Below are 14766 nucleotides of genomic sequence, written 5' to 3' on the forward strand. Positions count from 1 at the left end.
ATGCGCTAATGGTTAGTTCTACACCATCTCGTCATTCTGGCGTAGGCCAGAATCCAGGTAAGGCCCATGTTTAGCTTGGTAACAATAGTTGCACTTAGTCTGAAGTTATAATCGGTATTTCTTCAGATAATCCCCATTCCTTTTCGCTTTCTCAGCGAGTTCCTTTTCTTTGCTTGCCCAAAGAAGAAGTAACCAAAAGAAAAGGCACCCTAGCTTCCGCTTTTTTCCTGCGTTGCTCATCAAAATAAGCGGTCACGAAACTCATCCTAGCGGCCTGCACACTACGCAGGCCACCGCGGGATTCAGACATTCGCTCTCTTGTTTCTTATTTTGCCTGCGCTACTCGGCGCGTCAGATAGGGGGCCATTTAAAACCACCACGATGAGAAGTTGGTTTAACGGTTTTGCATTGAGAGCGCTTAGTCGCTTTATTTAACTTCCAAAACTAACTTCAAATGTTTGTTTGTTTGTTTGTTTGTTTGTTTGTTTGTTTGTTTGGTTGGTTGGTTGGTTGGTTTTGTTTCATTTCATTTTTTGGTTAGGTTTATTTCACTGGTAGCGCGGGAATAAATGCGGCGAGTCTCAGCTTAACTGAGAGCGTGTGATTTTAATGGGCCCCTATCTGACGCGCCGAGTAGCGCAGTCAGCGTGGGAGCTTTCGGTCAGCGTCTGTCTGAGTTCCGCGGTGGCTTGCGTTCTTTGCAAGCCGCTAGGGCGAGTTTCGTTGGCCGCCCACGTTGATGAGCAACGCAGGGAACCAGCGGAAGCTAGGGTGCCCTTTCTTTTGGTTACTTATTCTTTGGGCAAGCAAAGAAAAGTAACTCGCCTACAGGCGAAAAAATCTTCAATCGAAGAACATACTTTCATTAGAACAAAGCTCTTTACTCTCAAGGGTTGTGACATGCATATCTTTGTGAGCTTATACCTTCTTCAATCACTCACTTATCAACTATTACAACAAACAAAAGCCCGCCTGTGCGGGTTTTTTTGTATCATCTGAGACTATGCAATGGACAACACAAGACTTTGAATGGATGACGCAGGCGCTGAGACAGGCCGGGCGCGGTTTGTATACCACTTCACCAAACCCGCATGTCGGCTGCGTGATTGTAAAAAACGGCCAGCTAATCGGCGAAGGCGCCCACCTCAGGGCTGGTGAGCCCCACGCGGAAGTGCATGCATTGCGTCATGCAGGCATCAATGCCAAAGGCGCGACTGCTTACGTCACGCTGGAACCTTGCAGCCATTACGGGCGCACGCCGCCGTGTGCGCATGCGCTGGTGGAAGCCGGGGTCGGCCGTGTTGTGATTGCTATGCAAGACCCCAATCCCCAGGTGGCTGGTAAAGGCATCGCTTATCTGCAAGCGCACGGCATAGCGGTGAGTGCCGGTTTACTGGAAGCACAGGCGCTGGCACTTAACCCCGGCTTTGTCTTGCGCATGACGCAGCAACGGCCTTATGTACGGGTAAAGGTAGCCGCCAGCCTGGATGGTAAAACCGCATTGGCAAATGGTGTCAGCCAATGGATCACTTCACCGGCTGCCCGCCGCGATGTGCATCACTGGCGCGCCCGCAGTTGCGCCATGCTGACCGGTATAGGGACGGTATTGCACGATGACCCCTCACTGACGGTGAGGGAGGTAGAGAGCCATCGGCAGCCTTTGCGCGTGATAGTGGATAGCCAGTTGCGCATCCCCTTGACGGCGAAAGTATTGCAGCAAGGGCATGCCCTCATAGCGTATGCGACAGCCTCTACAAATGCGCTGGAAGATAAACTGGCACGATTACACACGATGGGTGTCCAAACACTGGCGTTGCCGAATGGTGCCGGGCAAGTAGATTTGTCTGCCTTGCTGCAAAAGCTGGCAGAAAAGCAAATCAATGAAGTCATGGTGGAGGCGGGGGCGGTCATGAATGGTGCGCTGCTGCAAACCGGCTTGGTGGATGAGTTGCTGCTTTATTATGCCCCCAAACTGATGGGCGCGGCTGGTGCAGGTATGTTTGCGCTGCCTGAATACACGACCATGTCGCAATCACTGGCGTTGAATATTGTGGATGTCCGTCATTTTGACCAAGATATCCGCATTCAGGCCACACTACGTTGATACTCAATTTAACCCTATGCTGATTGATACCCACTGCCATCTGGATGCGCCTGACTTTGATGCTGACCGCGAGGCAGTCTGGCAAGCATCACTGCAGGCTGGATTGCGAGCGGTGGTGATTCCAGGCGTAACAGCTGAGACTTTTGAGCCTATCATGAACTGGTGTGCAGGCCATCCACAAGCAGTGTTCGCACTTGGCTGGCATCCTCTATTTGTTGATCAGGCGCCTGAGCGCGCGCTACAAGACTTGGAAAAGAGTATAGAGCAGGTGCTGGCCGGGCCGCAGGCGCATCAGTTAGTCGCCATTGGTGAAATCGGTCTTGATTTCTACATCAGGCGGGATAATGAAGCACACCAGATTGCCATGCTTGAAGGCCAGCTGCAGCTAGCCAAACAATTCGAGTTGCCGGTGATCCTGCATGTGCGCAGCTCTATCGATACCATTCTCAAGTATTTACGCAAGCATGATATCCACCAGGGTGTTGCCCATGCATTTAATGGTAGTCGCCAACAGGCCGATGCCATGGCAGCGCAGGGACTAAAAATGGGATTTGGTGGTGCAATGACCTGGCCTCGTGCATTGAAGATAAGAAAACTGGCAGCAGAATTACCTTTGGAACATATTGTTTTGGAGACAGATGCGCCGGATATCCAGCCAGTCTGGATCGGGCACCAGGGTCGAAACAGCCCGGATCAATTAAAATTAATAGCTGAAGAAATGGCATCAATTCGGCGCATTGAAATTTCGCAACTCATTGAAATGACAGGCAAAAATTCTTTGCAAGTTTTTCCGAAATTAGCCCATTTATGCACATGACTTAAAGTGACACATTAAGAATGTGACGAAAGTGTTTCAATTATAGTGGTGCTATTTAAGTTGTTGATTTTAAAGGATAAAAAAATAGATTAAAAAATGAACTTTTGGAAAAAACCCTTATAAATTGGTAAGTTACGCTTTTAAGACACAGCAATCCACAAAGTTATCCACAGTTTTTGTGGATGGAAAATTCGGGCTTAGTCCTACAAAAAAATGCAAGCGCTTTTACACACATTTTTGTAAATAAAAATAAACCATACTGTTTTTGATTTCATGAAAATTCGCAATCATCATTACCGAACCATCTGGCGCGATGCACAGTCCGTATGCATCATAGATCAGACCAAATTACCCTTTGCCTTTGAGGTCGAGCGTCTGCATACGCATACGCAAATGTGTGAAGCCATCCGTAGCATGCAGGTACGTGGTGCGCCACTTATAGGCGCTGCTGCTGCCTATGGCATGGTGCTGGGCTGTCAGCATAATGCAGATGACCAAACACTGCAAAGTGTTGCCAGTCAATTGATCGCTACCCGGCCAACTGCCGTCAACCTGGCCTGGGCGGTGCAGCGCATGCTGCAACAGTTGTTATCTATTGCCGTTGCAGAGCGCGCGCAAGCGGCCTGGGTGTTTGCGCAAGCCATTGCTGATGAGGATGTCGCACAAAATCAGGCGATAGGCCAGCATGGTCAGGAGTTGATTGCCGCTGTAGCGACAGCCAACCCGGAGCAGGTGATCAATATTCTTACCCACTGCAATGCTGGCTGGCTGGCCACTGTGGATGGAGGGACAGCGCTGGCGCCCATTTATGCTGCACACGATGCCGGGCTCAGGGTGCACGTATGGGTGGACGAGACGCGGCCACGTAACCAAGGGGCGAGCTTAACTGCATGGGAACTGGCGCAGCATGCTGTGCCACATACGGTCATCACCGATAATGCCGGTGGGCATTTGATGCAACATGGGCAAGTGGATATGGTGATCGTGGGTGCGGATCGCGTGACTAAAAGTGGCGATGTCTGTAACAAGATAGGTACTTACCTGAAAGCGCTTGCGGCTTACGACCATCAGATTCCTTTCTATGTGGCAGTGCCTACGCCAACCATAGACTGGCAATTAACAGATGGCACGGATATAGAAATCGAAATGCGTGACGCAGATGAGGTCGCCTATATGCAAGGTCAGGATGAGGATGGACAGGTCAGACGTGTGCGGGTGATCCCAAACGAGAGCCAGGCATTGAACCCGGCATTTGATGTCACCCCGGCGCGCCTGGTCACCGGCATCATTACCGAACGCGGTGTATTTCCGCCAGAACAACTGAAGTCACTGGAAACCAGCTTATGACCACACCTGCACCAGCTATACAGCTTCTAGATGCAGCCCGGCATCTGACTAGCCTGGGCTTGAATAAAGGTACTTCCGGTAATGCCAGCATACGGCTGGCAGACGGATTTCTGGTCACCCCTTCAGGCATCCCAGCCGAACAGTTATCAGAAAAAAGCATGGTGTATATGCAATGGGATGGCAGCCCGGAAGCCGGTAAAAAACCTTCCAGTGAATGGCGCATGCACCGCGATATTTTCCAGGCACGGCCTGAGGTGAATGCAGTTGTGCATTGCCATAGCATGTTTGCGACAACCATTGCCTGTCTGGGGCGTGATGTGCCGCCGTTTCATTACATGATTGCTGTGGTTGGTGGCGACAATATCCGCTGTGCGCCGTATGCACTGTTTGGTACGCAAGCCTTGTCGGATACTGCGGTGGCAGCATTGCAGGATCGTAAAGCCTGTCTGCTGGCACATCATGGCATGCTTGCACTTGGCAAGGATTTATCGCAAGCGCTGGCGATAGCCGTGGAAGTGGAAAGCCTGTGTGAACAATACTGGCGCTTATTGCAGATAGGCGAGCCAAACTTGCTGAGTGCAGAACAAATGCAGGAAGTGCATGTACAGTTCAAAGGCTACGGGCAGTGGGGAAAATAACGCACCGAGATGCGCTTACTATAATTTCGGGAAAAGGCCTTGCGTAGTCAGGCGTAATAATTTTCCCGGGTCACAAATATATACTTGAGAAGATGTGCCTGGTTCAGGCGCCGCTAAAATAGCCTCTGCAGGAGCATAACACTTTAACAGCACACCGCCGGATTCCACCGCGTTCAAGCCTTTGGCATACGAGGTAGCGACGTCTTCCGCGCTGGTCCAGCAAAAACCTATCTTATCCTGGTCAAATAAAAACCAGCTCTCGCCGCGATACATAGTCACGCCTTCACCGCGATAACCCGGCAATGCTTTGCGTAACACTTGCAGGATCAATTGGTCATCCCTGATTCTGGCGCGCAGGTCGCCGCCGTAAACCAGCCATAAGGCGTGGATTTTTTCTCTTTGGAAGATAGAGTCGTCATTAACGCTGGCCAGGTAGGCAAATGTTTCCAGCCAAAGGGACGCATCCGTGACGTTAACATAAGTACCGCTGCAAAACTGCCTGGCGAGTGATTGTGGTGTGACTTTCATTCAGTAAAATAATAGGTCATTCATTAATTCAGGCTGATGCGGCGTCCGTCAGTTTCAGTGCGAGCATGCTACGGCTTACAGGATTTTATAAACGATTGACGTTTTAAGGCAACACAGTGGCTAATCTTCAACAGGTTTTTCCGGTGCATCCAGTGTCAGTTGATAAAAGCCCAGATCCAGCCAGCGGCCAAATTTGTATGCGGCTTGTGTGATCGTTCCCGCGTGCACAAAACCAAGTTTCTGATGCAGTTGCACGCTGCCGGTATTGGTAATATCGATGCCGCCAATCAGGACATGTACTTGGTTTTGCCGGGCAGATTCAATTAAATGTTGCATCAGTTGCAAGCCCAGCCCTTTGCCTCTGTGGTTTTTATGCACATAGACAGAATGTTCAACTGTGTATTTATAGGCAGGCCAGGCGCGGAAAGTGCCATAACTGGCAAAGCCCAGCAGCGTACCTTGGTCGTCAATTGCACCTATGACCGGGAAATGATGGTCCTGCTTGGTTTGGAACCAGTTACGCATCGATTCAAATGTACGCGCTTTGTAGTCATAAAGCGCTGTCGAATTGAGGATAGCCTCATTCAGTATGTCTAGAATGGCTTGCGCGTGTTCATCGAAAGTGCAGGGGATGAATTGCACATGAGTTTTCTGAGGCATGGTGGAGATTAAATGTTTATCCATTCACCATCGATCAATTTTTCCTGCGGCTGGAATTGCTGTTTGTAAGTCATTTTTTCGCTGTCGGCAATCCAGTAGCCCAGATATAAATAAGGCAGGCCCAGCTGTCTGGCCCAGTCGATTTGCCAGAGAATACTGTAAGTACCGTAGCTTGCCTTGTCAGTGGTGTCGTAAAAGGTATACACGGCAGAGAGTCCATCCGCCACCAGGTCAATCACACTCACCATTTTGAGTATATGGTGGGCATCCCTGAATTCAATCATGATGCTTTCAACATTGGTCTGGCATAAGAACTGCTGGTATTGCGAGGCCTCCTCTTCCAGTTCACCAATATGATCCGGGCCGTTTCCATGCCTTTGTTTCTGGTAGGCGTGATACAGGGCGAAATGCTCTTCGTGATAGCCTGCTTCAAGAATGGTGGTTTGCAAGTCGGCATGTTTTTTCACAGCACGTTGCTGGCTGCGGGTGGGGCTAAAGGCATTTACCGGCAGGCGTACCGAGATGCAGGCATTACACTGCTCGCAATGCGGGCGGTAAGCAAACTTGCCACTGCGCCTGAAGCCTTGCTGTATCAAACCACTGTAAACGCTGGCATCTACCAGGTTTTGCGGGGTGGCGATCAGGCTTTGCGCCAGTTTTTTCGGCAGGTAGCCGCAGGGATACGCTGTCGTCACATAAAACTGCAATTTCTGCAGCGAGATATCGTTAGGCAGCGTCATTGCGAGTCCAACGGTGTGACCAATGCTGTAGCAGTGTCAGTTGTCTGGTGCAAGTCATTCATTGTTTCTATAAAGCGATCTCTCGGAATTTCATAGGCGCCAAAACTTGCCAGCAAAGGCGTGTGCATCTGGCAATCTATCATACCCACTTGTTTGGAGTTTAGCCATTGCACCAGATGGGCAAACGCCACTTTGGAAGCATTGCTGACATGGTGGAACATGCTTTCACCATAAAACATGCGCCCGATCTTCACGCCATAGCAGCCGCCAACAAGGGTGCCGTTTTGCCATGCCTCAACGCTATGTGCATAGCCTATCTTGTGCAGCTCACTATAAGCTTGTGCCATTTCTTCAGAAATCCAGGTGCCATCCTGGCCGGGGCGCGTTGTATTGGCACACGCTACAATCACGCTTTCAAAGGCAGTGTTGATACGAATCTCGAAAGCTTGCTGCTGTATGACTTTGCGCAGGGAACGGCTGATGGTGATTTCTGCAGGAAACAAGACCATGCGCGGATCAGGACTCCACCATAATATAGGCTCGCCAGGGCTAAACCACGGAAAGATCCCGCGCTGGTAGGCCGTCAGCAGTCTTTTTGCCGTCAGGTCACCACCTATTGCAATCAACCCGTTGGGTTCAGTGAGTGCCTGTTGTAATGGCGGAAAAGGCGTTTGCTCGTCCAGGATTAATACTGGCCCGCCAGGTAACGGGTAATAGCTATCTTGCATAGAGCCTAATCAAATTGATACGGAGAGTGCTTGCTCACCCATTCTACAACCTTGTCGCTAGACATGGCACGGGCAATGCCATAGCCTTGCGCAAAGTCACAGCCCAGCGCACGTAAGATACGCGCCTGTTCGGCTTTCTCCACTCCTTCGGCAATGACTTTACGGCCAAACTCGCGGCACAGCGTAATCACGCTTCTGATCACCGCCATATCTTCCGGGTTGGTCAGCATATTGTGCACAAACGACTGGTCGATTTTAATAATGTCGACCGGTAAGCGGCGCAAGTAAATCAGAGAAGAATAACCAGTGCCAAAATCATCAATCGAAAATGATACACCTAACGAATGGCATTGCTGGATCACGCGATTAACGCGGGCAAAATCAGTGATGGCGGCACTTTCGGTAATTTCGATATGCAACTGCTGTGGCTGTATCTCCTTGTATTTTTGCAGCAGACTGGTGATATGGTCGGCAAACTGTTTATGCATTAAATGCATGGCTGCAATATTGACGGAGACTTGCGTATGAAAACCTTGCTTTTGCCATATGCTGAGCTGGCGAAGGCCTTCTTCTATCACCCAGTAACCGATATCGATAATCAGGCTGGTATGTTCCACAGAAGCGAGGAAATCGTGTGGATACAGTAAACCGCGCACCGGGTGCTGCCAGCGCAGCAGGGCTTCAAAGCAGAAAATATCCCCGGTTTGCATGCAGGCTTGTGGCTGGTAAACCAGTTTTATATGGTTTTGCTGGATGCTGGTCAGCAGGTCTTTGAGCAAGGTCTGTTGCAGTTGTGACTGCTGCGCCGACGCCAGGTCGAACAGGTGGCACTGATGGCCGCCATGTGTTTTTGCGTGATACATGGCATGGTCGGCATGCCGTAATAATGTATCGGGCGGGTGATGGTCGAACGGGTACAGGGTATAGCCTATGCTGGCAGAGATCGAGAACTTGAATTTATCAATGGAAAATGGTTTTTCAATGGCTGCCAGGAGCTTTTTGAGCAAGCGGCTATATTCGGTTTGCGTGCGGCAGCCACACAACAACATGGCAAACTCATCCCCGCCCAGGCGGGCAATGGTGTCCGAGGGCTTGAGCATATCCGTCAGCCGGCTGGCTAATTGCGTGAGCAACTTGTCACCATATTCATGGCCGTACTGGTCATTCACAATCTTGAAATCATCCAGATCGATATAGCAGATTGCAATCAGTGTTTGTTCTCGTTCTGCTTCAATAAGGGCATGATGAAGGCGTCGGGAAAACAACATGCGGTTTGGCAACTGCGTGAGCACATCATGGTAAGCCAGGTGTTCCAGCATATTTTGCTGTTCCTTGGCGTGCGTAATGTCGGAGAATAGCCCGACATAATGTTCAAATTCGCCGGACTCGTTCATCACCGGTGACAGCTCCAGCTCCGCCAGGTACTCTTCGCCCAGCCGATGCCGGTTCCAGACTTCACCGTGCCATTCCTGCACAGTTTTGGCTTTGTAAAATGATTCAAAAAAATTTGGGTCATGACAGGCTAACCCAAAGGCTTCGGGTGGCTGGCCAATGACTTCCGATTGGCTGTAACCGGTCACTATGCTAAAGGATGGGTTGGATTGCACAATCAGGCCGCGGCTATCAGTAATGAAAATAGCATCATTGGCGTGTTCAAATACACTGGAAGAAATTTTCAGGCGGTTGGCGTTGGCGTGAATCTGGCTCAGCATTTCCCGTAAGCGGCGACGCATTTTTACCATATTGGCAATCAGCGTGCCTGGCGGTGCTGTGGTGCTGTCTTCGGCGAAGTTGCCCCGCTCAATGTGCATCAGCAGTTGCCTGGCAGTTTCCGGTTCTCCACCCAGCGGGTTCAGAACGAAACGTCGCAAGCCGCTGATGAGAGCGATCAACACCACCAGCGCCACGATCAGGGTAATGATCAAGGCCGGGGAAAGCGCGCCAAATGCAGACCAGTAGGCCTCACTGCTGGGGTAAAGGATGTTAATCTGGAAATCCCATTCCGGAACTTCACGTGTGACCTTTTTCCATTGATGGTTGGTGTCATTCAGCGCAGCAGTAGCTTCTGCCTGGCTGACACCTGCAGTCAGGAAGCGTATCTGGCCCTGGAAATCGGTAATGGCAACAAAGCCTTTTTCAAGGAAACCCCACTGCCGGATTGCCTGGTCAATCGCATTGAAGTTAAGTTTATAGCCCACATACCATGCACCGATCAGCGTGCCATGACTGTCATGCATAGGCTCATAACGTGACAGGTATGCTTCACCAAGGATATCTACCACCCCATAAAAAGTCTGGTTATTCAGTAATTGTCTGATCGGTTTGCCCTGCGCATTCAGTTCGGTTGCAAACGCATTGCTACCGTCAGCTTTCTTGACGTTGGTGGCGATACGAAAGAACTGCTGGTCACGTTTGACGAAAATGGTAGCAGTGCCACTGCCTATCCTGGTGACTGAGTCCACCAATTCAGTCTTGCCTGTTTGCGGGGTATTGCCGAACAAGAGGTTGGGCACGGCGGTGTCCAGCAATTTAGTGGTTCCGCGAATGGATGGCTGCCCTTGAGTGTAGGCATATTGCTGTAGCAGTGCCATACTGGATAGAACATGCTCACTGACCAGGGTCTTGGCGGTGATCAGCAGGTTTGAAAGTTTTTGTGTTTCTTCATTTGCCTTGGTTTCAATATTGATCAGGTGCTGGTTAAAAATATAGGCAAATGAAATCAGTCCGACTGACAGGCCTAACGCTGCGAGCGGCAACAGAATTTTTTTGAATAATGCGTAGTGTTTCATTGTATATTTATGTAATTATTATTTAAGCTTTCCCCTTGTTTCACAGTTTATACAGGGCTTTCCGGCTGGCTGCAATACAAATATAAGTGCGCTGACAGGTATCACTATCCGGTTGTTGGATTGTATCCCTGACTGCAGTAGTGCCAGCAGCAGTATCGATTGATTATTTTTGAAAAATTTATTTCAAATCAATCGATTAACGCGTAAAATGCGCAATCCTCAAGCATCACCGGTCACTCGCGTGGAAACCTATACTTCCCTTACAGCCAAACCTGTCAGCAGCTATCGCCCTTATTGGGCCAAACGCTTTGGCACAGCAGCCATGCTGCCTATGAGCCGCGCCGAAATGGATGCGCTGGGTTGGGACAGTTGCGACATTATTCTGGTCAGTGGCGATGCATACATTGACCACCCAAGTTTTGGTGTGGCTTTAATCGGACGCTTGCTGGAGGCACAAGGCTTTCGTGTCGGCATCATCGCCCAGCCAGACTGGCAATCGGCCGCGGCATTCAAGGCTTTAGGTGAGCCCAATCTGTATTTTGGGGTGACGGCAGGCAATATGGATAGTATGGTCAACCGCTATACCGCTGACCGTAAAATCCGCTCTGACGATGCCTATACGCCAAATGCCGCCTCCGACAAACGCCCTGATCGCGCCGTGCTTGTGTATTCACAGCGCTGCAAAGAAGCTTACCCTTCTGCGCCATTGGTGATTGGCAGCATTGAAGCAAGCCTGCGCCGCATCGCGCATTACGATTACTGGTCGGACAAAGTACGCCGTTCCATCCTGATTGATTCCAAAGCAGACATTTTGCTGTACGGCAATGCCGAACGCGCCATTATTGAACTCACGCATCGCCTGGCGCGTGGGGAAGATATCAGTGAGGTGCAGGATATCCGCGGCACGGCATTTATACGCAAGTTTGTACCGGATGAATTTGTAGAGGTGCCATCCACGCGCCTTGATCGGCCCGGTGTGGTAGACAAGCATGAAGACCCGTACGCCATGAAAATGGGTAAAGGTGATGCGAGTTGTGCCACCGATGAAAAAGTCGATGATGCAGCAAACGCTGCACCTGTCATCAATCTGCCGCTGCCACTCAAGGCCGCCAAAGTGCCGCGTGACCGCCAGGTCATCCGTATGCCGTCTTATGAAGAAGTGGCCAGCGACCCGGTGATGTACGCGCATGCTTCGCGCGTGCTGCATCTGGAGGCGAATCCAGGCAATGCGCGCTCACTGGTACAAAGGCACGGCAACCGCGAAGTCTGGCTAAACCCGCCACCGATTCCGCTGAGCACCAAAGAGATGGATTACGTGTATGACTTGCCATATGCACGCAAACCACACCCGGCTTATCAGGGCGCCAATATCCCTGCCTGGGAGATGATACGCTTCTCGGTGAACATCATGCGTGGCTGCTTTGGCGGCTGTACGTTCTGTTCCATCACCGAGCACGAAGGCCGCATTATCCAGAGTCGTTCTGAAGAATCAATCTTGCGTGAGATTGAAGAAATCCGCGACAAGGTGGACGGCTTTACTGGCGTGATTTCTGACCTGGGCGGCCCGACCGCCAATATGTACCGGCTCTCGTGTAAATCTGAAGAGATTGAGAAAAACTGCCGCAAGTTATCCTGCGTCTACCCTGGTATTTGTGAAAACCTGAATACCGATCATTCGTCCCTGATCCAGTTATACCGCAAGGCGCGTAACCTGCGCGGTGTGAAGAAGATCCTGATCGGTTCCGGCTTGCGTTATGACCTGGCGGTGAAATCGCCTGAATATGTGAAAGAGCTGGTACAGCACCACGTCGGTGGCTACCTCAAAATTGCGCCTGAGCACTCCGAAGAAAATGTACTCAGCAAAATGATGAAACCAGGCATGGGTGCTTATGACGAATTCAAACGCATGTTTGAAAAATTCAGTGCCGAAGCCGGTAAAAAACAATACCTGATCCCGTACTTTATTGCGGCGCATCCTGGCTCTACTGACGAGGATGTACTGAATCTCGCGCTGTGGCTGAAACGCAATGATTTCAGGCTGGACCAGGTGCAGACATTTACGCCAACACCAATGGCAATGGCTACCGCCATGTACCACAGCGGCAAGAATCCGTTACGCAAGGTGACGCAGGATTCAGAAGCAGTGCCGGTGCCTAAAGCAGGCAATGTGCGTAAGCTGCACAAAGCATTTATCCGTTACCACGATCCGCAAAACTGGCCGATGCTGCGCGAGGCATTGAAGAAGATGGGCAGGGCAGACCTGATCGGTAACGGTAAAAAGCACCTGATTCCTGCCTATCAGCCAGCTGTGTTGACCAAGATTGTGCAGTCCGACGGCAGCCGGTTTGTACCCAAGGCCATGCCTAAAGGATTTAATCAGATGAAAAACGGGGCAAGCCCGGTGCGGAATAGTAGAAAGAAAACTTCTACTTCACGCTAGTCTTATAGCTGGTTAATGGCAAAATACCCGGTAATTTTTAAATCTGGTAGGGTCATTTTTCTTGCTCCTGGCTAAGTGAGTTAGCGTGTTGAGTTACTCACTTTAGTAAGTACGCCTGGAATAGCATCATAAAAATGCTGTTGCCGTAATCTGTTGATAAGTGACTGAATCGAGTTCGCCGGTTGCTGGCAGACCCTGGGAAATCTGGAAGTTTTTGAGCATTGCATGTGTCCTTGGGCCGGGCACCCCATCAATTTTTCCTGGTGGATAACCCAACACCAGCAAAGCTGCTTGTACTGTCCTGATTTCAAGGTTGGGCATGGAGCCGGATGAAAAACGTGCGTAGTTCTCAGCCAGTTTGACATCGTAATGATTCGCGGCATAGCTGGGCCCGTTATAACCTTTGGCAAATGCGGTCCAGTTTTGTGACCTTAGATGTTTTGCCAGACCCGTGCTGTCCAGGAAGTTCACCATCGCCCATAATTGATCGTCTTCACTGAGGATCATTGCCTGAACCATTTTCGTGGCAGAAGCATACCCCGCCAGTGCGTGATTAAAGCCCATTACTTGCCCTATGCCCCATGAGCAGGCTTTTAATGCAGGCTCAGCTCCCAGTTGATGTTGATGGCATAAGGTAAGTGCGCGATCAAGCTTCTCGTATTGCAGGCTGAGTGCACCATAGTTGCCTTGCGGCCCGGACAAATCCGGGTATGCCTTGCTAAATTGCTGATCGGTATATTTACGGAAAATATGACGCTCAAAAAGAATCTGTGGCCGTTTGTCCGGCCGGAAGCCAAAACCTTGTGTGGTGCCCGAGGTTTCCACCTCGAAAACTGACCATAAGGCAGCGGTTTGAGCAGGGCTCATCTGCAATTTTTCAAGTGCACGGCTTAAGCCTTGCTGGGAAATGGGTTTCGCATTCGCTTTAAACTGCATTCAAACCTCTCCTTACAATTTGCAATCAGTTATCGCCATACCTGAGCAACCAATGTCAGTTGCTGTAGCCAATTTATTTTTTCCGATAATGGAGTACAGGATTTAAAGGGATTTTTACCTGTTATCAGGGCGGCTGATTTTTATCTGATTCAGATTAACGTGGTGATTTTTTTGGATAACTTTTCCCCGATTTTTTCAAGTCCGGCTGCATTCGGGTGAATCTCATTCAGCCAGTCGTTGGTATTGCCTGTCTGATGGATTGCCGCCCGCTTCAGGGTGTCGCAGGTATTAAGGACGTTGAAACTGCTATCGATGATGGCAGGCAGCTCAAGCAGGGTGTCTCTCAGGCTTAGAAACAAAAAGTCAGAAATCTGATACCAATATGTTTCAGGGATATTTTGATATTTGAGCGCTTTATAAAGCCAGGCCCCGAGTCTGACGACACATCTTGCTTTTGCATCGTTTGGGGTAGGGTAATCGTAGGTATGAATGAGTACAGGCGTAGTCTTGTTACTTGTTTTTATTTTGTACTGATGAAACCGTTGGTAAGATGCAACAAGATGTTGCTTGAGGCTGCTTAAATCTTGCTGGTTGATAAAGCTTTGATAATTTTGTGTTGTAGCATGATTTTGAAGAATGGATAAATACTTTCCTTCGACAAGATATTGCCCCTGATTAGTGAGTGCATCGATGAGGTCATTGCCACCCGCACTCAACAGAATTAAATCCCATTTTCTGTGCTTGAGGGCTTCTTCCAGCGTGCCATCATGCAGTGCTTGCGAAATATGGGTGACCGTGTCACCACTTCTCGCCAGATTGACCAGGGCCGTGGGCCGTCGCTTAAACGTCAGGGTATCGAGGACATTTCTGGGTTTGAAAGCGCCGGTATTGCCGACAATATTAAACCAGGAATCTCCTTCTGCGAGTACATGATAGTCAGGCTTTGGCGATAGTTGCCCCAGGCCGCCGGGGTCTACCACTTGTTTATAGCCTCTAAAGTCAAAGTGTGCAACATTGCGCGTGTTGTACTGCCCCATTG

At 50.0% G+C, this 14766-nt stretch carries 13 protein-coding genes; 5 read left to right on the forward strand and 8 right to left on the reverse strand.

Translation table 11 applies throughout. The features are described from left to right. Nucleotides 1-151: 151 nt before the first annotated feature. On the reverse strand, nucleotides 152-310 hold the full coding sequence (locus ACFQ2T_RS13650) for a hypothetical protein (RefSeq protein WP_379035362.1): 159 nt from the start codon (nucleotides 308-310) through the stop codon (nucleotides 152-154). Nucleotides 311-1003: 693 nt separating this feature from the next. Between ACFQ2T_RS13650 and ribD the strand changes: the two genes are divergently transcribed. The 4 genes from ribD to ACFQ2T_RS13670 all read left to right on the forward strand — a co-directional run bounded on the left by ribD (nucleotide 1004) and on the right by ACFQ2T_RS13670 (nucleotide 4906). Continuing rightward, entirely contained in the window at nucleotides 1004-2104 is a 1101-nt protein-coding gene (ribD, locus tag ACFQ2T_RS13655) for a bifunctional diaminohydroxyphosphoribosylaminopyrimidine deaminase/5-amino-6-(5-phosphoribosylamino)uracil reductase RibD (protein WP_379035364.1), read from the forward strand. Between the two features lie 16 nt (nucleotides 2105-2120). Then, nucleotides 2121-2921, forward strand: a complete 801-nt coding sequence (locus ACFQ2T_RS13660; protein ID WP_379035754.1) for a TatD family hydrolase — start codon at nucleotides 2121-2123, stop codon at nucleotides 2919-2921. 273 nt (nucleotides 2922-3194) lie between these two features. Continuing rightward, complete coding sequence (mtnA, locus tag ACFQ2T_RS13665; RefSeq protein ID WP_379035366.1) at nucleotides 3195-4268, forward strand: S-methyl-5-thioribose-1-phosphate isomerase; 1074 nt, start codon at nucleotides 3195-3197, stop codon at nucleotides 4266-4268. Beyond that, nucleotides 4265-4906: a class II aldolase/adducin family protein gene (locus ACFQ2T_RS13670; protein ID WP_379035368.1), complete on the forward strand. Its 642-nt coding sequence runs from the start codon at nucleotides 4265-4267 to the stop codon at nucleotides 4904-4906. The genes mtnA and ACFQ2T_RS13670 overlap by 4 nt, the downstream gene beginning before the upstream one ends. An 18-nt stretch (nucleotides 4907-4924) precedes the next feature. Here ACFQ2T_RS13670 and ACFQ2T_RS13675 read toward each other — a convergent pair whose 3' ends face one another. The 5 genes from ACFQ2T_RS13675 to ACFQ2T_RS13695 form a co-directional block, all read right to left on the reverse strand. After that, the gene (locus ACFQ2T_RS13675) at nucleotides 4925-5434 is read right to left on the reverse strand and encodes a hypothetical protein (RefSeq protein WP_379035370.1); all 510 of its coding nucleotides are present in this window, start codon (nucleotides 5432-5434) and stop codon (nucleotides 4925-4927) included. Between the two features lie 120 nt (nucleotides 5435-5554). After that, nucleotides 5555-6118, reverse strand: a complete 564-nt coding sequence (locus ACFQ2T_RS13680) for a GNAT family N-acetyltransferase (RefSeq protein WP_379035371.1) — start codon at nucleotides 6116-6118, stop codon at nucleotides 5555-5557. After that, a complete protein-coding gene (locus ACFQ2T_RS13685; protein WP_379035372.1) occupies nucleotides 6103-6834 on the reverse strand; it encodes an arginyltransferase in 732 nt (243 codons plus the stop codon). Before ACFQ2T_RS13685 ends, ACFQ2T_RS13680 begins: the two co-directional genes overlap by 16 nt. Further along, on the reverse strand, nucleotides 6831-7562 hold the full coding sequence (aat, locus tag ACFQ2T_RS13690) for a leucyl/phenylalanyl-tRNA--protein transferase (protein ID WP_379035373.1): 732 nt from the start codon (nucleotides 7560-7562) through the stop codon (nucleotides 6831-6833). Before aat ends, ACFQ2T_RS13685 begins: the two co-directional genes overlap by 4 nt. A 5-nt stretch (nucleotides 7563-7567) precedes the next feature. Further along, a complete protein-coding gene (locus ACFQ2T_RS13695; protein ID WP_379035374.1) occupies nucleotides 7568-10351 on the reverse strand; it encodes a bifunctional diguanylate cyclase/phosphodiesterase in 2784 nt (927 codons plus the stop codon). A 208-nt stretch (nucleotides 10352-10559) separates the two neighbouring features. Between ACFQ2T_RS13695 and ACFQ2T_RS13700 the strand changes: the two genes are divergently transcribed. Next, a complete protein-coding gene (locus ACFQ2T_RS13700; protein WP_379035375.1) occupies nucleotides 10560-12791 on the forward strand; it encodes a YgiQ family radical SAM protein in 2232 nt (743 codons plus the stop codon). A gap of 126 nt (nucleotides 12792-12917) precedes the next feature. Here the strand turns inward: ACFQ2T_RS13700 and ACFQ2T_RS13705 are convergent, their stop codons facing one another. Together ACFQ2T_RS13705 and ACFQ2T_RS13710 are read right to left on the reverse strand one after the other, a co-directional pair. Then, on the reverse strand, nucleotides 12918-13727 hold the full coding sequence (locus ACFQ2T_RS13705; protein ID WP_379035376.1) for an N-acetylmuramidase domain-containing protein: 810 nt from the start codon (nucleotides 13725-13727) through the stop codon (nucleotides 12918-12920). Nucleotides 13728-13876: 149 nt separating this feature from the next. After that, on the reverse strand, nucleotides 13877-14764 hold the full coding sequence (locus tag ACFQ2T_RS13710; RefSeq protein WP_379035378.1) for an SGNH/GDSL hydrolase family protein: 888 nt from the start codon (nucleotides 14762-14764) through the stop codon (nucleotides 13877-13879). Between the last annotated feature and the right edge of the window lie 2 nt (nucleotides 14765-14766).

The sequence above is a fragment of the Methylophilus flavus genome (genome assembly GCF_042678905.1).
GTDB lineage: Bacteria > Pseudomonadota > Gammaproteobacteria > Burkholderiales > Methylophilaceae > Methylophilus > Methylophilus flavus.

What these genes read in the sequence shown, in the direction of transcription:
- ACFQ2T_RS13650 (WP_379035362.1), bottom strand. Translation starts at nt 310, where the DNA reads ATGTCTGAATCCCGCGGTGGCCTGCGTAGTGTGCAGGCCGCTAGGATG.
- ribD (WP_379035364.1), top strand. Translation starts at nt 1,004, where the DNA reads ATGCAATGGACAACACAAGACTTTGAATGGATGACGCAGGCGCTGAGA.
- ACFQ2T_RS13660 (WP_379035754.1), top strand. Translation starts at nt 2,121, where the DNA reads ATGCTGATTGATACCCACTGCCATCTGGATGCGCCTGACTTTGATGCT.
- mtnA (WP_379035366.1), top strand. Translation starts at nt 3,195, where the DNA reads ATGAAAATTCGCAATCATCATTACCGAACCATCTGGCGCGATGCACAG.
- ACFQ2T_RS13670 (WP_379035368.1), top strand. Translation starts at nt 4,265, where the DNA reads ATGACCACACCTGCACCAGCTATACAGCTTCTAGATGCAGCCCGGCAT.
- ACFQ2T_RS13675 (WP_379035370.1), bottom strand. Translation starts at nt 5,434, where the DNA reads ATGAAAGTCACACCACAATCACTCGCCAGGCAGTTTTGCAGCGGTACT.
- ACFQ2T_RS13680 (WP_379035371.1), bottom strand. Translation starts at nt 6,118, where the DNA reads ATGGATAAACATTTAATCTCCACCATGCCTCAGAAAACTCATGTGCAA.
- ACFQ2T_RS13685 (WP_379035372.1), bottom strand. Translation starts at nt 6,834, where the DNA reads ATGACGCTGCCTAACGATATCTCGCTGCAGAAATTGCAGTTTTATGTG.
- aat (WP_379035373.1), bottom strand. Translation starts at nt 7,562, where the DNA reads ATGCAAGATAGCTATTACCCGTTACCTGGCGGGCCAGTATTAATCCTG.
- ACFQ2T_RS13695 (WP_379035374.1), bottom strand. Translation starts at nt 10,351, where the DNA reads ATGAAACACTACGCATTATTCAAAAAAATTCTGTTGCCGCTCGCAGCG.
- ACFQ2T_RS13700 (WP_379035375.1), top strand. Translation starts at nt 10,560, where the DNA reads ATGCGCAATCCTCAAGCATCACCGGTCACTCGCGTGGAAACCTATACT.
- ACFQ2T_RS13705 (WP_379035376.1), bottom strand. Translation starts at nt 13,727, where the DNA reads ATGCAGTTTAAAGCGAATGCGAAACCCATTTCCCAGCAAGGCTTAAGC.
- ACFQ2T_RS13710 (WP_379035378.1), bottom strand. Translation starts at nt 14,764, where the DNA reads ATGGGGCAGTACAACACGCGCAATGTTGCACACTTTGACTTTAGAGGC.